The 25,135-nt window shown below is 42.0% G+C and carries 23 protein-coding genes; all 23 read left to right on the plus strand.

The genetic code is table 11. The features are described 5' to 3' along the window. Positions 1–43: 43 nt before the first annotated feature. The gene (locus KQI91_RS07305; protein WP_216392190.1) at positions 44–241 is read left to right on the plus strand and encodes a FeoB-associated Cys-rich membrane protein; all 198 of its coding nucleotides are present in this window, start codon (positions 44–46) and stop codon (positions 239–241) included. 11 nt (positions 242–252) lie between these two features. Further along, positions 253–402 carry a hypothetical protein gene (locus tag KQI91_RS07310; RefSeq protein ID WP_216392191.1) on the plus strand — a complete coding sequence of 50 codons (150 nt, stop codon included), beginning with the start codon at positions 253–255 and terminating at the stop codon, positions 400–402. A 343-nt stretch (positions 403–745) separates the two neighbouring features. Next, entirely contained in the window at positions 746–1,180 is a 435-nt protein-coding gene (locus KQI91_RS07315; RefSeq protein WP_216392192.1) for a DMT family transporter, read from the plus strand. Between the two features lie 118 nt (positions 1,181–1,298). Beyond that, complete coding sequence (locus tag KQI91_RS07320) at positions 1,299–1,961, plus strand: ComEA family DNA-binding protein (protein ID WP_216392193.1); 663 nt, start codon at positions 1,299–1,301, stop codon at positions 1,959–1,961. Positions 1,962–1,998: 37 nt separating this feature from the next. Further along, entirely contained in the window at positions 1,999–2,688 is a 690-nt protein-coding gene (locus tag KQI91_RS07325; protein ID WP_216392194.1) for a response regulator transcription factor, read from the plus strand. A gap of 3 nt (positions 2,689–2,691) precedes the next feature. After that, positions 2,692–4,119 (plus strand): sensor histidine kinase, encoded by a 1,428-nt coding sequence (locus KQI91_RS07330; RefSeq protein WP_216392195.1) that lies wholly within the window; start codon positions 2,692–2,694, stop codon positions 4,117–4,119. Between the two features lie 10 nt (positions 4,120–4,129). Continuing rightward, on the plus strand, positions 4,130–5,077 hold the full coding sequence (locus KQI91_RS07335) for a GerMN domain-containing protein (RefSeq protein ID WP_216392196.1): 948 nt from the start codon (positions 4,130–4,132) through the stop codon (positions 5,075–5,077). A gap of 91 nt (positions 5,078–5,168) precedes the next feature. After that, the gene (locus KQI91_RS07340; protein ID WP_216392197.1) at positions 5,169–7,433 is read left to right on the plus strand and encodes a DNA internalization-related competence protein ComEC/Rec2; all 2,265 of its coding nucleotides are present in this window, start codon (positions 5,169–5,171) and stop codon (positions 7,431–7,433) included. A 145-nt stretch (positions 7,434–7,578) separates the two neighbouring features. Then, entirely contained in the window at positions 7,579–8,568 is a 990-nt protein-coding gene (gene holA / locus KQI91_RS07345; protein ID WP_216392198.1) for a DNA polymerase III subunit delta, read from the plus strand. A gap of 629 nt (positions 8,569–9,197) precedes the next feature. Then, the gene (locus tag KQI91_RS07350) at positions 9,198–10,487 is read left to right on the plus strand and encodes an L-aspartate oxidase (protein ID WP_216392199.1); all 1,290 of its coding nucleotides are present in this window, start codon (positions 9,198–9,200) and stop codon (positions 10,485–10,487) included. Further along, positions 10,480–11,331, plus strand: a complete 852-nt coding sequence (gene nadC / locus KQI91_RS07355; RefSeq protein WP_216392200.1) for a carboxylating nicotinate-nucleotide diphosphorylase — start codon at positions 10,480–10,482, stop codon at positions 11,329–11,331. Before KQI91_RS07350 ends, nadC begins: the two co-directional genes overlap by 8 nt. Before the next feature lie 11 nt (positions 11,332–11,342). After that, a complete protein-coding gene (locus KQI91_RS07360) occupies positions 11,343–11,894 on the plus strand; it encodes a transcription repressor NadR (RefSeq protein WP_216392201.1) in 552 nt (183 codons plus the stop codon). Beyond that, positions 11,891–12,808 carry a quinolinate synthase NadA gene (gene nadA / locus KQI91_RS07365; RefSeq protein WP_216392202.1) on the plus strand — a complete coding sequence of 306 codons (918 nt, stop codon included), beginning with the start codon at positions 11,891–11,893 and terminating at the stop codon, positions 12,806–12,808. The genes KQI91_RS07360 and nadA overlap by 4 nt, the downstream gene beginning before the upstream one ends. Positions 12,809–13,121: 313 nt before the next feature. Further along, positions 13,122–14,045 carry a hypothetical protein gene (locus KQI91_RS07370; RefSeq protein WP_253288427.1) on the plus strand — a complete coding sequence of 308 codons (924 nt, stop codon included), beginning with the start codon at positions 13,122–13,124 and terminating at the stop codon, positions 14,043–14,045. 362 nt (positions 14,046–14,407) lie between these two features. Further along, a complete protein-coding gene (locus KQI91_RS07375) occupies positions 14,408–15,439 on the plus strand; it encodes a zinc-dependent alcohol dehydrogenase (protein ID WP_216392203.1) in 1,032 nt (343 codons plus the stop codon). A 10-nt stretch (positions 15,440–15,449) separates the two neighbouring features. After that, a complete protein-coding gene (locus tag KQI91_RS07380) occupies positions 15,450–16,724 on the plus strand; it encodes an ABC transporter substrate-binding protein (RefSeq protein WP_216392204.1) in 1,275 nt (424 codons plus the stop codon). A 137-nt stretch (positions 16,725–16,861) separates the two neighbouring features. Beyond that, entirely contained in the window at positions 16,862–17,722 is an 861-nt protein-coding gene (locus KQI91_RS07385) for a carbohydrate ABC transporter permease (RefSeq protein ID WP_216392205.1), read from the plus strand. Then, positions 17,722–18,549, plus strand: a complete 828-nt coding sequence (locus tag KQI91_RS07390) for a carbohydrate ABC transporter permease (protein ID WP_216392206.1) — start codon at positions 17,722–17,724, stop codon at positions 18,547–18,549. The genes KQI91_RS07385 and KQI91_RS07390 overlap by 1 nt, the downstream gene beginning before the upstream one ends. 27 nt (positions 18,550–18,576) lie before the next feature. Continuing rightward, positions 18,577–21,333: a family 78 glycoside hydrolase catalytic domain gene (locus KQI91_RS07395; RefSeq protein ID WP_216392207.1), complete on the plus strand. Its 2,757-nt coding sequence runs from the start codon at positions 18,577–18,579 to the stop codon at positions 21,331–21,333. Between the two features lie 13 nt (positions 21,334–21,346). Continuing rightward, entirely contained in the window at positions 21,347–22,243 is an 897-nt protein-coding gene (locus KQI91_RS07400; protein ID WP_216392208.1) for a dihydrodipicolinate synthase family protein, read from the plus strand. Between the two features lie 9 nt (positions 22,244–22,252). Next, the gene (locus KQI91_RS07405; RefSeq protein WP_216392209.1) at positions 22,253–23,176 is read left to right on the plus strand and encodes a dihydrodipicolinate synthase family protein; all 924 of its coding nucleotides are present in this window, start codon (positions 22,253–22,255) and stop codon (positions 23,174–23,176) included. A gap of 17 nt (positions 23,177–23,193) precedes the next feature. Next, positions 23,194–24,144, plus strand: a complete 951-nt coding sequence (locus KQI91_RS07410) for a phosphoglycerate dehydrogenase (RefSeq protein WP_216392210.1) — start codon at positions 23,194–23,196, stop codon at positions 24,142–24,144. Positions 24,145–24,309: 165 nt separating this feature from the next. Further along, positions 24,310–25,071, plus strand: coding sequence for an IclR family transcriptional regulator (locus tag KQI91_RS07415; protein WP_216392211.1), 762 nt, complete (start codon positions 24,310–24,312; stop codon positions 25,069–25,071). Positions 25,072–25,135 lie beyond the last annotated feature (64 nt).

Here is a 25,135-nt window from a genome sequence, read left to right on the forward strand (position 1 = left end):
AAGTAACCTGAGTGACTGGTAGTGATTAGAGAGGATGAATAAAATGCTGGCAAATATTATTATCATGGCTTTGATCCTTGGATATTGTGCATATATAATCTATAAAAATGTAAAAAATGCCAAAGAAGGCAAACACATGGGTTGCAGTGGCTGCAGCGGCAACTGTGGAAGCTGTGGCGGCTGCAGCGGGGCTGCTTTTAACAAAAGTACTGCACAGTCCTCTAAAAAACGTCTGAGATAGGAGGCACTGATATGGGAAATTCGACAGGATCCACGATGTATATGTTTGGGGCAGTCATTGTCATCTATATTGTAGGAATGCTGCTCTATCAGGGATTTCAATGGCTTAAGAAAAAAAGAGAACAGAAAAAAGATGAAGAGTTCAGAAGAGATGACGAATAATGGTAGACATAATTATAGTCCTGAAATGAGGCAGTTGTTACCTACGATCGTGAACTCGATGATGAAGTGCTCAGAAAAACTGTAAAAGATGCAGGCTACAGAGTCGTGAGCATTCACTGATATACTATATATGAACAGGATAATTATCTGAGAACTGAATAAAATCTTCTCCCCCGCTCCCGCAGTACAGACAAGACTGCGGGATTTTTTTGCCTGTGCTGAAAATGGACAGCTTTATGAATAAGTGAACTGCATAAAAAGTACAATTCTGTATATGCTGATAATAAAACTAATGGACTGGTGTAAGCAAGATCCGGTCTGTTTTGCGTGGAGGTATATTTTTATGTGGGGAATTCTGGCAGCATTGATTTCAGGGGCACTGATGAGTATTCAGGGAGTTTTTAATACAGAAGTAACAAAGCAGACCAGCCTGTGGGTGTCGACCGGATGGGTGCAGCTTTCGGCATTTGCAGTTTGCGTTCTGGCATGGCTTTTTAATGGAAGGCAGAGCGTATCGGCACTCTGGCAGGTAGACAATAAATATACATTGCTGGGAGGTGTGATCGGAGCATTTATTACAATCACAGTCATTCAGAGCATGGGAGCACTGGGACCGGCAAAAGCAGCCATGCTGATCGTTATTTCACAGTTGATCGTAGCGTATGTGATCGAACTTTTTGGCATGTTTGGAACTGCACAGCAGCCATTTGAGTGGAGAAAAATCTTTGGAATGCTGATCGCAATCGCCGGCATTGTGATCTTCAAATGGGAGAAATAAAAGAGGAAATAAAGTTTCCTATTGTAAATCTATCGGGAATTCGTTAAAATAAGACATGGTTAAGTGTGAGAATCGGGGAATTCTGCCGTACTACTGCGGAAGGAAGTGAACCGATATCATGAAAGCAAAATTATACAGTCTGATGTTAGGCGTAACCCTGTTATTTACCGGAATGGGGATGGGTGGATGTCAGAAGCAAAAAACAGAAATAATGCTGGACGAACAGGTACATGAGGAGAGTTCGGATCTGCAGGCTGAGAGCAGAGACGAAAAGACAGAGAACCAGACGGAGACAACGATATCAGAAATACCGGCAGAAGAGTTGGTGGAAGTTTTTGTAGATGTCTGTGGAGCGGTGCATGTGCCGGGAGTTTATGCCCTAAAGACAGACAGCCGAGTATTTCAGGCGATTGAGGCAGCAGGGGGATTCCTGCCGGAAGCTGCTGCTTCAGCAGTGAATCAGGCACAGCCTGTTGCTGACGGCCAGCAGATTTATGTACCTACGCAGGAGGAAGTGAAAGAGGGCACTTTACCTGCGCAAATACAGTCGGCGAAGTCAGAGAACGGATCAGAGGTGACTGCAGAAGGCGTGATAAATATCAACACAGCGGATGCAGCAGCACTTAAGAGTCTGACCGGGATCGGTGATGCCAAGGCACAGGCAATCCTTGCGTACAGAGAAGAACATGGGCGTTTTTCCAGTATCGAAGAGATCATGCAGGTGCCGGGAATCAAAGAAAGTACTTTTTCGGCAATAAAAGATAAAATAGCAGTAGAATAAAAGCTATACACTCATAGTAACAAATAAGGAGAAAAGAATGAGCAGGAAAGTTTTAGTAGTTGATGACGAGAAACTGATCGTAAAGGGAATCCGTTTTAATCTGGAACAGGATGGCATGGAAGTTGACTGTGCCTATGATGGAGAAGAAGCGGTTGAGAAAGCAAAGGAAAACAAATATGACATTATTCTTTTGGACCTGATGCTTCCGAAGATGGATGGACTGGAAGTCTGCCAGCAGATCAGAGAATTTTCCAATGTTCCAATCGTCATGCTGACTGCAAAAGGCGAGGATATGGATAAGATTCTGGGGCTGGATTACGGTGCAGATGATTATATCACAAAGCCGTTTAATATCCTTGAAGTAAAGGCACGAATCAAAGCAATCATGCGTCGTGCACGTTCTGAACACGAAGAAAAAGAAAAAGCCAAAACAATTGAAGCAGGAGATCTGAAGCTTGACTGCGAAAGCCGCCGTGTATTTATTGCGGGCAGAGAGATCAATCTGACTGCAAAGGAATTCGATGTGCTGGAACTCCTGGTATTTAATCCGAATAAGGTATACAGCCGCGAAAATCTTCTGAATATTGTATGGGGATACGAGTATCCGGGTGATGTAAGAACTGTGGATGTACATATCCGTCGTCTTCGTGAAAAAATCGAGGCTAATCCCAGTGAGCCAAAATATGTACACACCAAATGGGGTGTGGGATATTACTTCCAGGCATAATCCATGGTAACGAAAAAAAAGACGAAGTTTTTCAGGAGTCTGCGTTTTCGGATACTGGTCATACTGATCATACTGGGAATTGTGCCGAGTGTTATTGTGACACAGCTCATGATCAGCAATTATGAAAAGCAGGCGATTGAAGTAAAAGTAAGTGAGGTTACGACAGAGTGTGCGATCCTGTGTAACCAGATCATCAAAGAAAATTATCTCAATGACTCCAGCTCCCAGTCTGTAAACAGCAAGCTGGAGTTGTTGTCTAATGTGTACGGGGGCAGGATCGTTCTTGTAGACAGGGATCTCCGTGTAGTTGCGGATACGTATCATGTAGATGAGGGACGAACGCTGATCTCACCAAAAGTTGTGAAATGTTTTAAGAACGGCGAGGCAACGAACTATCATAAATACGGGCAGATGCTGGAGATGGCGATTCCGGTAAAGAGTGCGGATGTACCACAGATTCAGGGAGTGATGCTGCTGAATATTTCTGTGAGTGATGTAATGGCGACTGTAGGAGACCAGGAACAGATGGCTATGCTGATCACGGGGATCATTGTTGCTTTATCGGTGCTGCTTGCCTATGTTCTTTCCACAATTCTGGTAAAACCTCTGGCGAGAGTCACAAAATCAATCGAAGATCTTACAGATGGTTATCAGAAGGATGAAATTTCTGTTCCGGATTATACAGAGACGGAGCTGATCACGGATGCATTTAACAAGATGCTTGCACGTATGAAAGTTCTGGATGAATCTCGTTCTGAATTTGTTTCCAATGTGTCACATGAATTAAAGACTCCGATGACTTCCATGAAGGTCCTTGCGGATTCTCTCGTGGGACAGGAGGGAGTTCCGGAAGAACTTTATCAGGAATTTATGCGTGACATTACAGCGGAGATTGACAGAGAGAACCGAATTATCACAGATCTTCTTACTCTGGTCAAAATGGACAAGAAGTCTGCTGATCTGCAGATCAGTCATATGGATATCAATCAGCTTCTGGAAGATATCCTGAAACGTCTGCGTCCAATTGCGGATAAACGTAATATTGACCTGATCCTGGACAGCTTCCGCCCGGTAGAGGCAGATGTGGATGAACTGAAATTCACTTCCGCTATCAGCAACCTGGTGGAAAATGCAATCAAATATAATGTGGATGATGGCTGGGTACGTGTATCACTGGATGCTGACCACAAATTTTTCTATGTTACAGTGGCAGACTCCGGTATGGGTATTCCGGAGGATTCCATTGATCGTATTTTTGAGAGATTTTATCGTGTGGACAAATCGCATTCCAGAGAGATCGGAGGAACCGGTCTGGGACTTGCAATTACCAGAAGTACGATTGCCATGCATCATGGTGTGATCAAAGTATTCAGCAGAGAAGGGGAAGGAACTACATTTTCAGTTCGTGTCCCGTTGTCTTATATTCCGTAGGAGGTGCCGGATGAAGAAATATATAAGAGTACTTCTTCTGGCAGCACTGGTTTGCAGTTTACTTGCCGGATGCAGTATTGAAACAAAAAGCAACAAAACTTCCCAGGAGGACAGTAAGTATCATCTGTATTATATGAATGAGAGTGAGACGGCGCTTAAAGAGGCACCGTATTCTCCGGAGGAGGATTCCACTGATTTTATGGTAAAAGATCTCATGCAGAAGCTTGGCAGCAAAGAAGCTCCGGATGGAGATGTCAGCCTTCTGCCTGAGGATGTTTCCATAAATTCTTATGAAGTACAGAAAGACCTGCTTGTGATTGATTTCAGTGACGAATATTCCAGTATGAGTAAGATACGGGAAGTCATGACGAGGGCAGGCATTGTGCAGACATTTCTGCAGATTTCAGATATCCGTAAGGTACAGTTTACCGTTGCGGGACAGGCACTGAAGAATTCGAGGAATCAGGAAATCGGAGAAATGACATCAGATACGTTTGCACAGTATTCCGGAAAAGATACAGAAAGCTATCGCTATGATACGTTTACATTGTATTTTACGGATAAAAGCGGTAAAAATCTGGTGAAAGAAACAAGAAATGTGTATTACAGAAGATCTCTGCCAAAAGAACGGGTAGTTCTGGAACAGCTCGCAAAGGGACCGATGGAAGACGGACATTATCCAACAATACCACAGAGTTCACTTGTACTGAGTGTGATCACTGCGGATAAGATCTGCTATATGGATCTTAACAATGCGTTCCAGAGTGGGGCAACAGAGGTCGGAGAAAACATTTCTATCTATTCTGTTGTCAATTCGATCGCAGATTCCTGCGATGTTGACAGAGTGCAGATTTCTATTGAGGGCAGTACAGAAGGAAACTTTCAGGACAGCCTTCCATTGTACAAATTTTATGAAAAAAATGAAGATCTGATCGCACAGGAGAAGGAAGAATCCTGAGGCGGTCAGTGACAGGAAATATCTGCTGCTGTGAACGGACAGTAACAGATATTTTCTTTCCTATCTATGATCTATACAGAAAGGGTGGCATATGAAAACACGACCATTGTGTCTTGTGTGCCTGCTTCTGATGTTCTGTATGTGGTTTCTGGATCTGGCCGGATTTGCAATGATCAGTGGAAATCCTCTGCCGGAATCTGTACAGAATTATATTACGGAACATCCGGATGCTGTTGTCTGCGGGGAAGTACAGCAAAGTCAGGCTTCGGAATATTCACTTTCTGTCTATCTGAAACATGTCTCTCTGATCGTCGGATCAGAACAAATTCCCATTAAAAATATAAGAGTGTTTTTAAAATCGAATAAAGAACTTCCAGTAGGAATGAATGTAAAAATTGCAGGAAAACTGGAGGAGGTGCCTGCACCAAGGAATCCCGGAGAATTTGATTCACAGCAGTATTATGCCTGCCGGAACATTTATTATTTTATGAAAGATGGAAAAATGCAGGCCTGCAGCAAAAGTTATTCCAGATACGGACAGTTTATGCAGAAACTGAAAAAACAGATGATGCAGACACTGGAAGTGGCAGCAGAAGATGATGCAGGGGTTTTTGAAGCCATGCTGCTCGGGGACAAGACAAATCTTGAAGAGAATCTGAAGATACGTTATCAAATGGCGGGAATCATACATATTCTGGCAATTTCCGGGCTGCATATCAGTGTACTTGGAATAGGACTTTTTGATATCCTGAAAAAAGCCGGTGCAGGGAATGTGATGGCAGGGCTGGTGTCTCTGTCGCTTTTGCTTCAATATGGCATGCTTACAGGTGAAGGTGTCTCGACGATGCGTGCTGTATGTATGTTTTTGCTTGCTGTAGGGGCCAGGATCGCCGGCAGGACGTATGATCTGCTTACGGCTCTGGCAGTATCCGCAGTTTTGTTACTGCTGGATGCACCTGCAAATCTGTATAACAGTGGATTCTGGCTGTCGTTCGGAGCAGTTGCCGGAATTGGGGTGGCGGCACCGATATTAACCGAATGGATCAAAGTTGAAAACAGGAAGCTGCGTATGTTTGTCAGAAGTCTGGCAGCCTCTTTTGCAGTACAGATGATGACGTTTCCAATCATGCTGCGAATTTACGGAGAGATTTCAATCGTCGGATTTTTTCTTAATCTGCTGGTACTTCCCACGGTTGGAATAGTGCTGGTCAGTGGAATTGCAGGAGTTGTGGTCGGTATGGTGTCAGGAGCTGCGGCATCATATGTGATCCTGCCGGGAAGGCTCCTTCTTTTTCTGTACGAAAAGCTGTGTGAAACAGCATCGGGGATACCGTTCTGTACATGGATTGCCGGAAGTCCGAAATTGTGGCAGTGTGCAGTATATTATATTTTACTGTCTGGTGGACTGTGGCTGTTGAGTCAGGAAAGACACACAGGCAGAAAAAAGCAGTTGTCGAACAATGCGGCAGAAAAAAGTTACAGGAGAAAACGTGGGATGCTCCTCGGGCTTTCTATGATTATGTTTCTGGCGGGAATCGGATGTGCATGTGTCAGACCAGCGGGAAAATTACAGATTACCTGCCTGGACATCGGACAGGGAGACTGCATTTTGATACGGACACCGGAAAGAAAGAATTTTCTGCTTGATAGTGGAAGCAGCAACAAAAAGAACATTGCACGATATCAGATACTGCCATATCTGAAAAATCAGGGGATTGGCGTGATAGATGCGATTCTGATCTCACATACAGATAAGGACCATATCAGTGGAGTGCAGGAACTGCTTGATTATATAGGGCAAAATCTTACCTCTGTGCGGGTAGATAATCTGATCCTTCCAGAATGGGAACAGCCGGATAAAGCATATCAGGAACTGATGGTGAAAGCACGGGAAGCTGGCATATGTGTACAGAAAGGCAGAAGAGGCAAAAACATCCGTGCAGGAAATGTGCTTCTCAGGTTTCTTGCACCGGAGAGCGGGGCGACGGGGACAGATGCAAACGAAGATGGAATGGTCATGGAAATGGTGTATAACGGATTCAAAGGTTTGTTTGCAGGCGACATCGGCACGGAAACAGAGAAAAAACTATTATCGGAACTGGACGATGTGGATTTTCTGAAGGTAGGACATCATGGTTCGAGGTATTCAACCTGTCGGGAGTTTCTGGATGTGGTGCGGCCGGAGGTGGCGGTGATTTCCTGTTCTTCAACCAATACATACGGCCATCCATCCGACGAGACAATAGAAAGACTGGAAGATGCCGGGGCAAAGATCTGGTATACGATGAAAGGTGGAGCGGTGACGGTGACTACGGATGGCGAAAACATCTGGATAGAAACGTTTACAGATTCATGAAAGAAATTAACCGGATATATGGATGGAGATTTATTCGTTGAGAAAAAGGGAAAAATCGTCTATACTAAACAGATAGTGAGTATTATGAGGCTGATCACAGAGACTGTGAGAGGTGGCAGTATTTGAGCAGGAGGTTCCGCGAGAAGTGAAGAATTTACAGGAAGACATCAAGACGGGAAATTTCAAAAATGCGTATCTTCTTTTTGGAGAAGAAGCTTATCTGAGGATTCAGTATAAAGAAAAACTGATCCATGCACTGAATCCGGATGATGATACGATGAATTTCAGTAAATATGAGGGCAAGGGAATCGAGGTACGGGAGATGATCGATCTCTGTGAGACGATGCCGTTTTTTGCGGATCATCGAGTGATCCTTGTGGAAAACTCCGGATTTTTCAAGAATAAATGTGATGAACTGGCAGATTATATGAAAACTCTCCCGGAGTATGTGCGTATCGTTTTTGTGGAGGAGGAAGTGGATAAGCGAAGCCGTATGTACAAAGCGGTCAAGAGCTGCGGTCGTATTGTGGAATTTGCAAAGCAGGATGAAAAGACGCTGATGCGATGGGCGGCTGGAATTCTGGCGAGAGAGGGTCGCAAGATCACGACCAGGGATATGGAGCTTTTCCTCACCAGGACCGGAACAGATATGGGAAACATTCGTATGGAACTTGAGAAACTGATTACTTACACGATGGGGCAGGATATTGTAACCAGAGAGGATATTGAGGAAATCTGTACCACAAGAACGGAAAATAAGATTTTTGATATGGTGCGCGCGGTTACGGAACGGAATCAGAAGAAGGCACTGGATCTGTACAATGACCTTCTGACACTGCGTGAACCACCGATGAGGATTTTGTTCCTTTTGTCGAAGCAGTTCCGACAGATGTGCCTGGCAAAGAAGATGGCGGGTGAAGGTGCATCTCAGAATGAGATTTCATCCAGACTTGGGGTACCATCCTTTGCTGCGAGAAATATACTGGCATGTGCAAGAGCATACAGCACAGAGGAACTGGAGCAGGCGGAGGAAGATTTTGTTGAGGCTGAGGAGGCGGTCAAGACCGGAAGACTGCAGGATGTGTTGAGTGTGGAATTACTGATAGTGAAATATAGTACTGAGAGAAATAAATAAAACGTGTAGAACAGGTGAGATAAAATATAGTACCGAGAGAGTTTGAAAATCCCGAACAACTATACTACCTGCAAGCAGTTTCGATATCTGGTTGTACTAGAATATAACCTGTCTGTTAAAAACGTCAAAATCATCAGCAAACTCGCTGACGCTCAGACAGAGCTTCTGATTTTGTCAACACAGACAGAACATATTCAAGGACAACTACAGATATCTGCAAAGGCTTGCGAATAGTATAGTTGTTGGGATTTTTTTATTTCTTGGTTTCGTATAATTAGCACACCTGTTTTTCGCTTTTATTTAGTTTCTCTCCCCGGGAAGGGGCGTGCGCATGGGTAGGGCGGCGGGAAGACGGTGCAAAGGGGAAGAACCTGGAACGCCGCCCTACTGATGCGACATGTATATGGTGTAAAGAAAATAAGAAGAATAAAAAATTGAATCTGTAGCCGTGAAGGAGACAAGAGGTATGGCTCCAATATATTTTTCTAGCTGAGAAGTGGATATATAATATTTCTTTACACCAATATACATAGGTGTCTTGACACCTAACATGTCGGGTAGTATAATCACAAATCAGAAAACACAAAACCCAACAGAAAACCGGCGTGAACCGGTACGAGGATAAACACATGAAAGAAAATTACGACGTCATTATCGTAGGAACAGGAGCAGCAGGCCTTTACTGCGCCCTTAATCTGCCTTCCAGAATGAAAGTGCTCATGCTTACCAAACAGCAGGCAGATCAGTCTGACTCCTTCCTGGCACAGGGCGGTATCTGTATGCTCAGAGGTGAAGAAGATTATAACGATTACTTTGAAGACACCATGCGGGCAGGCCACTACGAAAATGATGAAAAAGCAGTTGAACTGATGATCCGCAGCTCCAACAGCATCATAAGAGATCTGTTGCAGAGGGATGTTACATTTGCACGAACAGAGACCGGAGAGCTGGATTTTACCAGAGAAGGTGCACATTCTCAGCCACGAATCCTTTTTTATGAAGACATTACTGGCAAACAGATTACACAGACTCTTCTGAATCAGGCACTGACGAGGGATAACATTGAAATCTGTGAATATATGACCATGGTTGATATCATCTCAAAAGACAACATCTGTGGTGGCGTGATCGTGATGGATGAAAACAATGAGGTATATCCGGTCAGAGCACCGTATGTGGTTCTTGCCTGTGGAGGTCTCGGCGGACTTTACAAAAACTCAACCAATTTCCCGCATATTGCAGGCGACGGGCTTGGAATCGCCATGAAGCATCAGGTGGTACTGGAACATCTGGATTACATACAGATTCATCCGACAACTCTTTATTCACACAAACCGGGACGCCGTTTCCTGATTTCTGAGTCCGTCAGAGGGGAAGGAGCACTCCTGTATGACAAGAACGGACAGCGATTTACCAATGAATTGCAGCCACGAGATCTGCTCAGTCAGGCAATTTTTGCACAGATGGAAAAGGACGGAACAGATTTTGTATGGGAAGATATGCGTCCGCTTGGTGAAGAGACTATCATGAAACATTTCCCGAATATTTTCCACAGATGTGTAGAAGAGGGATTTGACCCACGTAAAGAGCCGATTCCGGTCGTTCCGGCACAGCACTATTTCATGGGCGGAATCAAGGTTGACCTGGGAAGCCGGACTTCCATGAAAGGTCTGTACGCATGTGGTGAGACAAGCTGCAACGGAGTTCATGGCAAAAATCGTCTTGCAAGCAATTCACTTCTTGAATCTCTGGTCTTTGCAAGAAGAGCGGCAGATGATATGATATTTGGAAGAAAACCTGATCCATGCAGACCGGGTACTATAGATCTGAAACCATATGAGGACAGAGATGCAGTTCTGACTGTTTATCATGAAATGGTTTTAAATGAAATCGAAAGGATGAAGAAGAGTCATGAATGAAATTACAATGAAAATGCAGGCTGATCAGCTGATCCGTATGGCACTGCAGGAAGATATCACAAGCGAGGATGTTTCCACAAATGCAGTTATGCCAACCGCTACAAAAGGAACTGTAGATCTGATCGCGAAAGAGGACGGTGTGATTGCCGGACTTGATATTTATGCAAGAGTGTTTACGATCCTGGATGAAAAAACAGAGATTGATTTTCACTGCAAAGACGGAGATGAAATAAAGAAGGGTGACCTGATGGCAACTGTAACAGGTGATATCCGCGTGCTTCTTTCCGGAGAACGTGTAGCACTGAATTATCTGCAGAGAATGAGTGGAATTGCTACTTATACCAGACAGGTGGCAAAACTTCTGGAAGGAAGCAAGGTGACACTTCTGGATACCCGTAAAACAACTCCGAACTGTCGTGTGTTTGAAAAATATGCAGTAAGAGTAGGCGGTGGATGCAACCACAGATATAATCTTTCTGATGGAGTTCTGCTGAAAGATAATCATATTGGAGCAGCCGGAAGTGTTACCAAAGCGGTACAGATGGCAAAAGCCTATGCACCGTTTGTACGTAAGATCGAGATCGAAGTGGAGACCTTGGATCAGGTAAAAGAAGCTGTAGAAGCAGGAGCAGATATTATCATGCTGGATAATATGACTCCGGAAGTAATGAGACAGGCAGTCGAGCTGATCGATGGCAGAGCACAGACTGAATGCTCCGGAAATATTACAAAGGAAAATATTCAGAAGATTCGTGAGATCGGTGTTGATTTTGTTTCGAGCGGTGCCCTGACTCATTCCGCTCCGATCCTTGACATTTCTATGAAAAATCTTCATGCGTTATAAGGAGAAAACTTATGAATACAGGAGAAAGACGTAGAGAAATACTCAGAATCCTGAATCAGACAGATGTACCGGTGGCTGCAAGGGAACTTGCGGGACGCTTTGGGGTCAGTCGCCAGGTGATCGTGCAGGATCTGGCAGTGATCCGCGCGTCAACACCGGGCATCCTTTCCACGACAAAAGGGTATGTCATGCAGCAGGACAGCAGTTGTACACGCGAATTTAAAGTGCGTCACAGTCAGGACAAGGCAGCAGAGGAACTGAATCTTATCGTGGACTGTGGAGGACATGTCAAAAATATCAGCATCAGTCACAGAGTTTATGGACGCGTCAGTGCTGAGATGGATATCCGCTCCAGACAGGATGTGAATGAATTTATCGAGGCTTTACAGAATAGTCGTTCTACTGTGCTCAGTAATGCGACTTCGGGATATCATTATCATCTGATTGAAGCTTCCAGTGAGGAACGACTGGACCTGATTGGGGAACAGTTGGAAAAAGCCGGATTTCTGGCACCACTTCAACCGTGGGAACAGAATACAGAGAAAGGAAATATTAAGTTATGACAATACAGGAAATTCAGCAGGAAATCCTGCGAATGAAAAAAGAACAGGATGTATGTATTCTGGCCCATGCATATCAGGGACAGGAAATCCTGGAAGTAGCAGATTATATGGGAGATTCTTATGGACTGAGTGTGCAGGCATCCAAAAGTAACTGCAAGGGTGTGATCATGTGCGGAGTTCGATTTATGGCGGAGACATGTAAAGTGTTGAGTCCGGAAAAGAAAGTATGGCTTGCCAATCCGACTGCCGGATGTCCGATGGCAGAACAGCTGGATCTGGAAAGTCTGCGCAAATTAAAGGCAGAACATCCGGATCATGCAGTTGTGGCTTATATTAATACCACATCTGAGCTGAAGACAGAATGCGATGTCTGTGTGACATCTTCTTCCGCAGTGCAGATCTGCAGCAAACTGGAAAATGACAAGATCCTGTTTATTCCGGACCCGAATCTGGGACGTTTTGTTGCGGAGAAACTTCCGGAAAAAGAGTTTGTATTCTACAAAGGTGGATGTCCAAGACATATCATTGTCAGTGCAAAAGATGTAGAAAAAGCAAAACAGGCACATCCGGATGCACTGCTCCTGGTTCACCCGGAATGCCGTCAGGAAGTTGTAGAGCTTGCTGATTATGTCGGATCAACAACGGGAATTATGGAATATGCAAAGAAATCACCGAACAAAGAATTTATCATTGGAACTGAAAACAGCATCGTGGAACATTTGCAGTTTGAATGTCCGGACAAACAGTTCTACCCATTGTCCGTCATGCTCACCTGTATGAACATGAAGATCACGACACTGATGGATATTTACAATTGCCTGAAAGGAACAGGCGGGGAAGTTATCGAACTTCCTGAGAATGTCATGGAAGGCGCCGGCCGCTGCATTCATCGTATGGTGGAGCTCGGAGGCTGAATATAGATAAAGAAAAAGTGGAGCTGCTGGGAAGTGTATTCTCAGCAGCTTGTTTTTTATAAAAATCAGAAGTGATTAGCAAAAATTAATTGACTTTTTATAAAGTCTCTTGAAATACATGAGAACAGATGGTACTATGATTGCAAAGCATACTTTCTATAAGTCTATGGCATTCATGCCAGTCTATTTTCTAATGTCATTTCAGAAATCCATGCTTTTAAATCAATCAAAATAAAAAGCAGGGGTTTTAATTAAGTGAAGCAGCTGATATTACTTTATATTTTGACTCCTGCAATAACGGGAGGTGCTGCCTATGGCAAAAAACAAAAAGACACGTAAAGTAACAGGAAAGAAAAATCAAATAGCAAAAAGAACACAGGTGAAGAGTAACCTGCCAACGGCAAACAGAAAGTATAAGGATACGGTATTTCGGATGCTGTTTTCGGATAAGGAGAATCTGTTATCGCTGTACAATGCGATTAACAGAACGGCGTATGAAAATTCGGAAGAACTGGAGATTGTGACGCTTAAGAGTGCCGTTTATATGGGAATGAAGAATGATCTGGCGTTTATTATAGACATGAATATGCTCTTGTATGAACACCAATCGACGTACAATCCGAATATCCCGCTAGGGGATTTATTCTACATATCGGCAGAATATCAGAAACTGGTAAACAAAAAATCCCTGTATTCCTCATCAGTACAAAAGGTTCCGGCTCCATATTTCATTGTATTTTATAATGGAACGGAGAAGGAAGAAGAATACTGGGAGAATTCTTTATCTGAGGCATACGAAAACCTGGCCGGAGAGCCGAGACTGGAATTAAAAGTGATCACCCTGAATATCAATGAAGGTCACAATAAAGAACTGATGGAACAGTGCCAAACGTTGAGAGAATATGCACAGTACGTAGCGAAAGTACGTAAATACAAAAAAGAAATGAGTCTGGATGCAGCCGTGGAACGAGCAGTAAATGAGTGCATTCAGGAGGGAATCCTGGAAGATTTTCTCCGGGCTAATAGAGCGGAGGTTATCGCGATGAGTATATTTGAGTATAATAAAGAGGAAGAAGATAAAAAGCTTCGGAAGGCAGAATATGAAACGGGTTATGATGAGGGAAAAAGGGAAATTATTCAAGCGATGTTAAAAGCGGGTGAATCGATCGAGAAGATTGCACAATATACAGGATATGCAGTAGAAGAGATAAAAAATAGAATCAAGAATTCCCGGTGAGGGGGAAATTAGAACCAGAAGATTACAAACAGGGTGATGGAAATAAATCCATCATCCTGTTTGTTTTTGGAAAATTCGTCGCTTTATACAAAAAATAGCGAAAAATATTGTCTGATTTAGCGGATTGCATATTGGAATGTGATATGGTATTATACAAATATAAAGAACATAGTTCAAATATACAGAACAAAAAACTTGGAGCATCCCTTATCCAGGTTTTTATTCACCCAATGTACAAGAACGATGTTCAATAATACAGAACAAAACAACGGATACAAGATTGGAGAGGAGGAATTTATTTTTTTAGATAAAAGCAAAAACACTGTACATTATTAATGAACAAGGAGGGCGAGCAGTAAACTATGAAAGCAGCAGTTTTTACAGGACCTTATGAATTCAAAATCTGTGATCGTGAAAAACCGAAACCGGGTCCGAAAGAGGTACTTATCCGTATACGTGCGGTTGGAATCTGCGGATCTGATATTCATCCATATATGGGGGATGGATTAGATCGAAGAGAACCGGGAATCATTATGGGGCATGAAGCCTCCGGAGATGTTGAAGAGATTGGTTCTGAGGTAACAAAATGGAAACCAGGTGACAGAGTTGCTATTAATCCACAGATCAATGATGAGACATGCCCGATGTGCAAGAAAGGACTTCCACATCTGTGCGATCATTCACTTCTGATTGGTTCATCTATGAGAGGATTTCTGGATGGGGCAATGTGCGAATACCTGATTATGCATGAAAAACAGCTTTATCATCTGCCGGATGAAGTAAGCTACGACCATGGCACATTCCTTGATCCACTTGGAAATGCGATACATCTGATCAACAGAGGTGGAGTAAAACTTGGAGATGTTGTTGTGATCATTGGTGCCGGAACGATTGGACTTCTGGCAATCCAGACAGCAAAACTTGCAGGAGCAGTCAAAGTCATCGCAGTTGATCTTTCGGATTACAAACTGGGAATCGCGAAAGATGTTGGTGCAGACATTTGCCTGAAATCAGATGATCCGGAATTTATGGACAAGATTAAAGCAGAGACTCATGGAGCAGGACCAGATGTAGTTGTAGAAGCTGTTGGAATTGGGGTTACTTATAATCTGGCACTGAATATGTGTAAAAAGAGAGGAACTGTTGTTGCACTTGGATTCACAAAACCGGAACTTAATATTGCAATCCAGCAAATTATATACAAAGAACTGAATGTATACGGAAGTACAGGATATGCTGATGAATGCGAGACAACCCTGGAATTCTTAAGGATGAAAAAAGTAGATATCGATAAAGTTATCACACACAGGCTGCCACTTGAAAAAGTAAAAGAAGGTTTTGACCTGTTATGTGATAAGAACAGCGGAGCGATTAAAGTCATTTTAAACCCATAGGAGGTAGTTTATGAAGAATAGATGGAGAAAACTGGTAGCAGGTGGGCTTGCAGCATCAATGACAATTATGATGGGAGCCAGTGGAGTATATGCAGCAGACAAAGATGTGGAAATCAACCTTCTGAGTCACAGATATGCAGCTCTGGAGTATTATGCTCAGGCAATGATTGATAATGCACCGGAAAATGTCACAGTTAATACTGAATTAACCACATATGGAGACTGGCAGGAAAAGATGACTATGAATTTATCATCCAAATCCAGTGCATATGATATCACATACATTTTCCCGCCGGATCTGGCTACATTTGCTGATAACGGATGGTTGATGCCACTAGACGATTATATTGAAAAATATAATGATGTTTACAATTTTGACGATATCCCGGATTATCTGTGGGATGCATACACATACGATGGACATATCTATGGCATTCCAAGCCATCAGTGGGCTGCATTGCTTTTTGCAAGAGATGACGTACTGGATGAAGCTGGCTTAGAAGTACCAAAGACTCTGGATGAGCTGGTAGATACAGCAGATAAACTGAATACAGATGATATGTCAGGCATTACTCTTTCACTGAAAGCATCAGACATGCTTGCAATTACCTTCCAGTGCTTCATGACAGCATGTGGTGGATGGTGGTTTGATGATGATATGAAACCAACATTTAACAGCCCGGAGGCAATGAAAGCAGTTGAATACATACAGAAATTAATGAATGATTGTCCTGATGGCAGCATGACATATGGTTCTGATGAGACTGCACTTGCAGTAGCCCAGGGATTGGCAGCAATGGGACTGATTCAGACAACAAGATCAGGGGATATGGACAATCCTGAGAAATCTTCGGTTGTTGGTAAGGTTGGATTCTACAGTTCTCCATCTATTGAAGAAGGCGGAGCTCCTGCTTCATTGTACGCGACAGCCGGCTACTCAATATCTGCATTTACAGAACAGGATCCGGATCTTGTATTCCAGACAATGTGTAATGCACTTACAGAAGATGTTATGAAAGATGGTGCATCAACTGGTATGCCAGTCAGAGAATCACTTCTGAATGATACATTATTTGCAGAAAGACCAGATTATAAAGCTGCCTGGGAAGCGATTCAGGCTGGTGCAAAAATGAGATCTGCAATTCCTGAATTCTCAGAAATCATGGAAATTTCCATGACTGCATTATCTGATGCATTATCCAATGGAACAGATGTACAGGCTGCAATGGATAAAGCGGCAGAAGAATGTGAACAGATACTCGCTGATGCAGGATATTATGAATGATTTTATGAATTAAAATAATGAATTAAAGTAAAAAGACAATACAGTATAGCCTAAATGTAAAAACATCTGCGTAGTCGTGACAGCATGGTGGTGCTGTATTGTCTTTTTGAATAACTTTTAAAGAAAGGGTTGAGGTGATGGATCGAAAAAGTAAATACCTGTTATTTGCATTGCCAAGTTTTATTTTGATTTTTACAGTTATGCTTTTTCCGGTAGGTTATGCAATCATATATAGCTTTACGGATTTCAGACTTGGTAAAAGTGCAAAATTTATAGGGCTTGAAAATTATATCAGTATATTCCAGGATTCCGAATTTCTCAGTGCCCTGGGCTTTACACTTATACTTACCTTAGTTGCGGTATTAAGTCAGTTTGTAATAGGAATGATATTAGCATTACTTTTGGATAATATCCATCACTTTAAAAAACCAATCAGTATTATGATCTATATTCCCTATTTCATAACAGCGGCTGCGATGGGCGTTATTTTCAGGTGGATGTTTATGTCAAACTGGGGAATTATTGATCAGATATGCCGCATGATAGGAATAAGTACACCAGGGTGGCTGGATTCACCGTTCTGGTCACGTGTGGTGATTATTCTGGGTGAAGTGTTTCAGAATACACCGTTTTCAGTAATTATTTTATATGCAGGACTTCAGTCGATGCCTTTGGATCAGATTGAAGCAGCTAAAATTGATGGAGCCAATAGCTGGCAGTTATTTACCAAAATAAAACTTCCAAATCTGAGACAGTTAATTATTATCATTTTTATGATGAGGACAATGGATGCATTCAGACTATTTGACAGAGTAAACGTAACAACAGGTGGTGGCCCGGGAATTTCGACAGAAACTCTTGCAATCTATAATTATACCACTACGTTTACAAAACTCAGAGTAGGAAGAGGATGTGCAATTGGTGTTATAACGCTGATCATTCTTGCCGTGATCATAAACGTTATAATGAAAGTTTTGAGAGTTAAGGAGGTGGATTGATGAGGGCGAAAAAAAGAATGATCGTTGTGATCAGTTATGTGGTTCTGATTCTTGTTGCACTCATTTCAATCTTTCCGCTTGTTTACGCAGTTATGATTGCAACAAAAAAACCGGTCGATGCATTTTCCATGTCATTTAAGTGGATATATACACCTATATTTGACAATTTTAAAACTCTTTGGATTGAAAAAGGATTTACCAAGTATCTGTACAATACAGTAATAGTTACCTGTTGCTGTGTATTGATTTCAGTGCCTACTGCTACATTAGGTGCATATGGCCTTATCAGAAATGGTGGGAAATTTGCGACCAGAATTTTAAATTCGACATTGTTGTTAAGAATGTTTCCACAGATGTTGTTGGCGATTCCTTATTTTATAATTGCTACTAATTTCGGATTGGCAGATACAAAATTTATTCTGGTTGTGATCGTAGTAGCATCAAATCAGCCATTTGCATTATGGCTGATGAGAGGATTTCTGATAACGATTCCTCCTGAGCTGGATGAAGCCGCACGAATAGACGGTTGTAATATGGTTCAGACAGTTACAAAAGTTATTTTACCAGTTGCAAAACCAGGTATCGCAACTGCATCTATATTTACATTCTTGCTTTCATATAATGAATATTTATTTGCATTGATTCTTACTCAGAAGAAAGCTATGACTCTTCCGGTAGCTATCGGACAGTATGGAGCAGAAGATCTTTCTTATTGGACATTATCGGCAGCGGGGGTTGTAAGTATTGTCATACCGATATGTATTGTAATGATATTCCTTCAGAAATATCTGGTAAAAGGAATGGTAGCAGGAGCCGTGAAAGGATAAGAGAACATACTTGATGGAGGAAAAGAAATGAATAATATTACAGTAAAAGTATTAGAAAAAAGATGTGAATATAAAGAAAATCCGTTAGGAATTGATACATCAAAGCCAAGATTTTCTTGGAAGATCAAAGCTTTGGAAAGAGCAGCCGGTCAGGCAGCGTATAATATTCAGGTTTGGGATGAAGCGGGGAAGTGCGTCTGGGATACGGGAAAATGTGAGAGTGATAATACTGTAAATGTACAATACGAAGGCCAGGCTCTGGAGTCAAGAAGGGAATATCGGTGGACTCTAAAGATCTGGGATAAGCAGGGAAATGAATACGAAACAGATGAGGAGAGATTTGAAACCGCAATTTTAGAAGATGCCGAATGGAAAGCTGAATGGATTCGAGGTGGTAATCTTCTGAGAAAAGAGTTTTCAGCAGATAAGAAAATCAAAAAATCCAGAGTATACATATCCGGACTTGGCTATTATGAGCTTTATATTAATGGGAATAAGATTGGTGATCATGTACTTGATCCGGCCTGGACAGATTTTGATCAGAAGATATATTATTCGGTATATGATGTCACAGAAAGTGTGAAAAAAGGAAAGAATGCAGTTGGTGTCATGCTTGGAAATGGACGCTATTCTCCATATGAGACAACTATTGCAAAAAACTGGCATCCATTAAAGAAATATGGAGAATCACCGGTATTGTTTTACCAGCAGTATATATATTATGAGGATGGAAGTGAGGATATCATTGTATCTGATCTGTCATGGAAAGTATCGGATGGTCCGATTGTGTTTGATGATATTTATGATGGTGAACGATACGATGCACGTCTTGAAAAAGATGGATGGGATATGCCAGATTATGATGATAAAGATTGGGCAGATGCCAGCAAAGTGGATGAAAAGATGGGTAGATTAGTTTCTCAGGGAACATTCCCTGCAGTGAAGGTGATCAAACCGCGGATTCCAGTTTCTATGACACAGCCACAGGCAGGGGTCTATTTGTATGATTTTGGACAGAACTTTGCCGGCTGGGTGCATCTTACGGTGCAGGGAAAACCTGGTGCTGTGATTTCTGTACATTATGCAGAACTGAAAGACGAAAAGACAGGAATGCTTTGCCCGAATACAAATAGAAATGCAGAAGCACTTGATACGTACACCTGCAAAGGCGATGGAATAGAAATCTTTGAGCCACATTTTACATATCATGGATTCAGATATATTGAACTTCGAGGATATCCGGGAACTCCATCTATAGATAGCGTGCAGGCAAGAGTGGTGCATTCTTCAGTAGAAAGAATTGGAAGTTTCAGTTGTGGAAATGAACTCATTAATAAAATCCATTCAAATTATGTATGGACCCAGGTAAGTAATCTGCATAGCGTTCCGACAGACTGCTGTCAGAGAGATGAGAGAATGGGATGGGTCGGAGATGCACAGATGTCAGCAGAAGCAGCAGCTTACAATTTTGACATGGCACAGTTTTATAGCAAATTCGAAGGTGATATCAGAGAATCACAGCTTGAAACAGGAAGCGTGGCTGGTGTTTCACCGGCATACTGGAGCTGTTATCCGGCGGACCCTACTTATGCAACAGCGTGTGTTGAATTTCCATGGGTTGTGAGCAGATATTATGACGATGACAGAATTGTTGAGGAAAGTCTTGAGACAATGACGAAATGGGTAGATTACCTTGGAAGTCAGGAAGATGAAGATGGAATTGTTTCATTTGGACTGTTTGGTGACTGGTGCCCACCAATGCATGCAAATCCGGTTGATACACCATTTGAGATCACATCTACATGGTATTACTGTCACGATGCTTTGATGGTATCACGCATGGCTGCAAGGATTGGCAAAAAAGATGTGGCACAGAAATACCGTGAAGTGGCAAATAAAGTAGCAGATGCATTTAACAGACGTTTTCTTAAAGTAGACAGATATTCAGCATCTAAGTTCTCTGATGAAGAGCTTGCAGAAAAAATCAAATCCTGGCTGAATGTTCTTCCGGAAGATCAGAGACCGGCAGTTATGAAACGATATGCAACACTGTATTCATCAAGTAGTCAGACTGCAAACCTTCTTCCTCTGTGGCTGGATATCACGCCAGAAGAAAATGTGAAAGATGTACTTGAAACACTGGTGCAGGATCTGGAAGTTACGCGGGCATGGCATATCAATACCGGTGTAGTCGGACTTAAGTTTATGTTTGACGTTCTGATTAAATATGGATATGAAGATCTGGCATACAGGCTTATTACACAGACTTCGTTCCCGTCATTTGGATATCAGATTGAGAAAGAAGGAGCTACAACACTCTGGGAAAGATGGGAATTCCTCAATAACGATAAATGTTTTAATTCTCACAGTCATCCGTTTGCAGGAAGTGTAGACGTATATTTCTACAAAATCCTTGCTGGTCTGGGGTTGGATGAAGAGGTTTCTGGATTTAAGAAGATTATTCTTAAACCAATTATGTCAGGTGATCTTCCATACGCATCAGCGTCTGTGAATACCATTCGTGGAAAAGTGGTGTCAGCGTGGGAGCGAAATGAAGAAGAACTCAGATATAAAGTAGAAGTTCCGGGAAATACGACAGCAGAGCTGTATATTCCGAAAAATGCATGGGACAAAATTGAAATCACCGAAGGAACAAAGTGTTGTTGGAATGGACAGAATGCGGAAGATGTTGAAGGAATGACGTATTTAAGAGAAGAAGAAAAATATGTTGTTTATCATATTGAAGCAGGTAACTATGAGTTTAAAGTAATACCAGTGAAATAAAGGGGGACAGGCTTTGAAAAGAACGGGAAAAAAGCTGCAGGGGATTATTCCGGCAATTGTCACTCCAATTAATGCAGACGGAAAATTAAATCTGGAACTACTCGAAAAACAGGCAGAGTATTTGCTTGATGCAGGAGTCCAGGGGTTGTTTGCCTGTGGCGGAACGGGAGAAGGCGCATATCTGAAGACAGAAGAAAAAAGACTGGTGTTCCGTACGCTGAAACAAATGCTTCCTGAAGATAAATTTCTGTGTGCCGCTCTGATCAATTCAAATACCAGAGCTGTGATTGATGAAATCGCAGCTCTGGGAGAAATAGAACCAGATTATATTGTGGTAACTGCCCCGTATTATCATGCAGCTTCTCAAAAAGATATTCTGGAACATTATATGACAATTGCGGAGAAATCGCCAGCTCCGTTGATCATATATAATATTCCGTCCACAACGCATAATTATATAGAGCCTGAAACGATTGACAAGCTGATTGCAGTCAAAAATATTGCAGGTGTAAAAGATTCTTCAGGAAATTTTATGAATTATACGAGGGGATTATTTGAAAATCAGAATAAGGAATTTGCATGGATACAGGGAGAAGATTATCTCTGCGGAGCTAATTTCCTTGCAGGGGCAGATGGCGTTGTTTCGGGACTCAGCAATGTAAGAGTCGAACCGTATGTGGAGATGTATGAAGCTTTTTTGAATCATGATACGCAGAAAATAAAAGAATGCCAGGTTAAAATCAATAAGTTATATAAGCTGATTCATTTGTATGGAAATGGTAATGCATCCATTAAAGCTGCAACAGAATTATACGGCAGAGGAAGCCGGTGGATGCAGCAATCCAGTATGAGTCTGGATGATATACAGATGGCAGAAATTAAAAAGATCTTGGATGAATACGAGCGATAGGAGGGGCCTATGAATAAGAAATTCAACAATGGTGTATGGCCGGTTATGCTGACACCATTCACAGACGACAACAAAGTAGACTATGATTCTCTGGAAAAACTGATCAACTGGTATATTGAGAATGGCGTTGCAGGTCTTTTTGCAGACTGCCAGTCCAGTGAGATGTTCTTCTTATCGCTGGAAGAGCGTGTAGAACTTGCTCGTTTTATTAAAGAAAAAGCAGCAGGAAGAGTACCGGTTGTGGCATCCGGTCACATTTCAGACACGATTGAAGATCAGGCAGAAGAACTGAATGCTGTTGCAAAAACCGGAGTAGATGCAGTGATTCTTCTTACAAATCGTCTGGCGACAGAAGAAGAAAGTGATGAAGTATGGCTTGAAAATCTGAAAAAACTGCTTGCACTGCTTCCGGAAGACCTGGCACTGGGATTTTATGAATGCCCGTATCCATATAAGAGAATAATTTCTCCGGAACTTCTGGAATGGTGCGCAAATACAGGCAGATTTTATTTCATTAAGGACACAAGCTGTGATATCCACAATATGGAAGCAAAACTTGCAAAGATCAAGGGCAGCAACCTCAAACTTTTTAATGCGAACTCATCTACTTTATTAGAGACTTTGAAGCTTGGTGGAAGCGGATTCAGTGGTGTAATGGCAAATTTCCATGCAGATCTTTATGTATGGCTGTGTGAAAATTATGATAAAGAACCAGAGAAAGCAAGAACGGTTGCTGATTTTCTGACAATGGCTTCTATGATTGAAAGACAGGTTTATCCGGTGAATGCAAAGTTCTATCAGAAGAGCATTGGCAATTTTGCATCGATCCATACTCGTACGAAGCCGGCAGAACTGTTAAATGAAACAGCTCGTCTTGAAGTGGATCAGCTTACCAGACTGACTGATTTTATCAGAAAAGAGCTTGAGGTATAAAGCAGGAGGAAATGCACATGAAGGTACTGGTAACAGCAACGAATTATTCTAAGTATTGTCAGCCGGGTAAAAAGTTACTGGAAGAGGCTGGCTGTGAGATTATTGAAAATCCGCATGGAAGACCATATACATTTGAGGAGCTTAAGGAAATTGTAGGAGATATTGACGGCGTAGTCGTTGGAGTTGATACATGGAATGAAGAGGTATTCCGTTTTGCACCGAAATTAAAAGTTCTGGCAAGATTTGGCGTAGGCGTGGATAATATAGATCTGAAAGCAGCAGAAAAAGGAGAAATTGTTGTCTGCAACAGTCCGGGAATCAATTCATCGGCAGTTGCGGAGCAGGCAGCAGCATTGATCCTTTCTTCAATAAGACAGATTCCACAGATGAACAATGCAGTGAGAGATGGAAAATGGCCTCGCCCGATGTTTCATGAGCTTAAGAGCCGTACAATTGGATTTCTGGGATTTGGAGCAATTGCAAGAAATCTGGCAGAACGTCTTGCAGGATTTCATCCGGAAATGATCGCATATGATAAGTATCCGAATCAGGAGATGGCAGATAAGCTTGGAGTAAAGCTGGTTTCACAGGAGGAAGTTCTGAAAAAAGCAGATATTATTTCGATTCACCTTCCGGCAACGGAAGAGACAAAACATCTGATCAACCAGGAAACTCTTAATAAGATGAAAGATGGCGTTTATGTAGTAAATACAGCAAGAGGCAGTATCGTTTCTGAAAAAGATATGGCAGAAGCGTTAAGAACAGGAAAAGTAGCTGGATTTGCATCGGATGTATTTGAAACGGAACCGATCGATCTTTCTGGTCCGCTGTTTGGCTTTGAAAACTATATTGCAACCCCTCATGTTTCAGCAGAGACATATGAAAACTGTGAGACGACTTCTGTGGTGACAGCGAAAGCAATCCTGGCAGTTTTTGATGGAAAAGAACCAGAGCATAAACTTGTCTGATCGTACAAAATAAAGGCAGAGGATGACCTGTTTACCGGGAAAATCTATTGATGAAAAAATTTATTGATGCTATACTATTACTATTAACAGTAACGCTATATTTGTTATATTGTTATATAGGTTTTGGCCAGCTAAATGGTAAAATAAAATCTATGAGGAGGGGTAATGGCAGACAATAATGAAATTAAAGTAAAGAGTCTTCAGAAGGCTTTGGAAATTCTGAATCTTTTTACTGTGAAACCTGTTTTGGGAGTGACGGAAGTCAGCGAGTACTTTGGATGGTATAAGAGTACGGTACATAATATTCTGTGTACACTTAAATCTATGGAATATCTGGAACAGGATGAAGAAACAGGAAAGTATCGGTTGGGGATTCAGGTTTTCAATCTGAGTAAAGCTCTGGGAGATAATTATTCCATTACTAAAATTGCCGGACCTTACATGCAGGAGTTATCAAATATTACCAGAGAAAGAGTCTATCTGGCGGTTCCATATCGAGAAGAAGTGCTGTATCTGGATGCAATGTATCCAGCAGAATCTGTTGAGCTGATGCGTTCGATCCTTGGAGAGAGGGCTCAGATGTATTGCACCGGAATCGGTAAAGCAATGTTGGCGAATATGAATGAACGTGCGATTGATGAATATCTGACAGCACACGAACTGAAAGCATTTACAGAGAACAGCATCACAGACAAAGACCTGTTCAGACAGGAACTTATGCGTACTCGTCAGAGAGGATATGCGATTGATGATATGGAGCATGAATTTGGGATAAAATGTGTTGCAATGCCGATATTTGACCGTAACAGAAATCTGTATGCGGCAATCAGTATCAGTGGGCTTGCAAGTCATTTTACAGAAGAGAAAATGTCTGAATGGGCGATTCTTCTGAAAAAATATGTTACCAAAATTGAGAGCAGATTATAAAAAGAAATAAAAAACTGTCATTGCATATGCGGTGGCAGTTTTTTTGTGTGAGGTAAGAGTAGGG

Source organism: Blautia sp. MSJ-19, from assembly GCF_018918125.1.
Taxonomy (GTDB): Bacteria; Bacillota; Clostridia; order Lachnospirales; family Lachnospiraceae; genus Blautia_A.

Bases quoted from the DNA above. Each gene is read 5' to 3' on its own strand.
- KQI91_RS07305 (WP_216392190.1), top strand. From the start codon at position 44: ATGCTGGCAAATATTATTATCATGGCTTTGATCCTTGGATATTGTGCA.
- KQI91_RS07310 (WP_216392191.1), top strand. From the start codon at position 253: ATGGGAAATTCGACAGGATCCACGATGTATATGTTTGGGGCAGTCATT.
- KQI91_RS07315 (WP_216392192.1), top strand. From the start codon at position 746: ATGTGGGGAATTCTGGCAGCATTGATTTCAGGGGCACTGATGAGTATT.
- KQI91_RS07320 (WP_216392193.1), top strand. From the start codon at position 1,299: ATGAAAGCAAAATTATACAGTCTGATGTTAGGCGTAACCCTGTTATTT.
- KQI91_RS07325 (WP_216392194.1), top strand. From the start codon at position 1,999: ATGAGCAGGAAAGTTTTAGTAGTTGATGACGAGAAACTGATCGTAAAG.
- KQI91_RS07330 (WP_216392195.1), top strand. From the start codon at position 2,692: ATGGTAACGAAAAAAAAGACGAAGTTTTTCAGGAGTCTGCGTTTTCGG.
- KQI91_RS07335 (WP_216392196.1), top strand. From the start codon at position 4,130: ATGAAGAAATATATAAGAGTACTTCTTCTGGCAGCACTGGTTTGCAGT.
- KQI91_RS07340 (WP_216392197.1), top strand. From the start codon at position 5,169: ATGAAAACACGACCATTGTGTCTTGTGTGCCTGCTTCTGATGTTCTGT.
- KQI91_RS07350 (WP_216392199.1), top strand. From the start codon at position 9,198: ATGAAAGAAAATTACGACGTCATTATCGTAGGAACAGGAGCAGCAGGC.
- nadC (WP_216392200.1), top strand. From the start codon at position 10,480: ATGAATGAAATTACAATGAAAATGCAGGCTGATCAGCTGATCCGTATG.
- KQI91_RS07360 (WP_216392201.1), top strand. From the start codon at position 11,343: ATGAATACAGGAGAAAGACGTAGAGAAATACTCAGAATCCTGAATCAG.
- nadA (WP_216392202.1), top strand. From the start codon at position 11,891: ATGACAATACAGGAAATTCAGCAGGAAATCCTGCGAATGAAAAAAGAA.
- KQI91_RS07370 (WP_253288427.1), top strand. From the start codon at position 13,122: ATGGCAAAAAACAAAAAGACACGTAAAGTAACAGGAAAGAAAAATCAA.
- KQI91_RS07375 (WP_216392203.1), top strand. From the start codon at position 14,408: ATGAAAGCAGCAGTTTTTACAGGACCTTATGAATTCAAAATCTGTGAT.
- KQI91_RS07380 (WP_216392204.1), top strand. From the start codon at position 15,450: ATGAAGAATAGATGGAGAAAACTGGTAGCAGGTGGGCTTGCAGCATCA.
- KQI91_RS07385 (WP_216392205.1), top strand. From the start codon at position 16,862: ATGGATCGAAAAAGTAAATACCTGTTATTTGCATTGCCAAGTTTTATT.
- KQI91_RS07390 (WP_216392206.1), top strand. From the start codon at position 17,722: ATGAGGGCGAAAAAAAGAATGATCGTTGTGATCAGTTATGTGGTTCTG.
- KQI91_RS07395 (WP_216392207.1), top strand. From the start codon at position 18,577: ATGAATAATATTACAGTAAAAGTATTAGAAAAAAGATGTGAATATAAA.
- KQI91_RS07405 (WP_216392209.1), top strand. From the start codon at position 22,253: ATGAATAAGAAATTCAACAATGGTGTATGGCCGGTTATGCTGACACCA.
- KQI91_RS07410 (WP_216392210.1), top strand. From the start codon at position 23,194: ATGAAGGTACTGGTAACAGCAACGAATTATTCTAAGTATTGTCAGCCG.
- KQI91_RS07415 (WP_216392211.1), top strand. From the start codon at position 24,310: ATGGCAGACAATAATGAAATTAAAGTAAAGAGTCTTCAGAAGGCTTTG.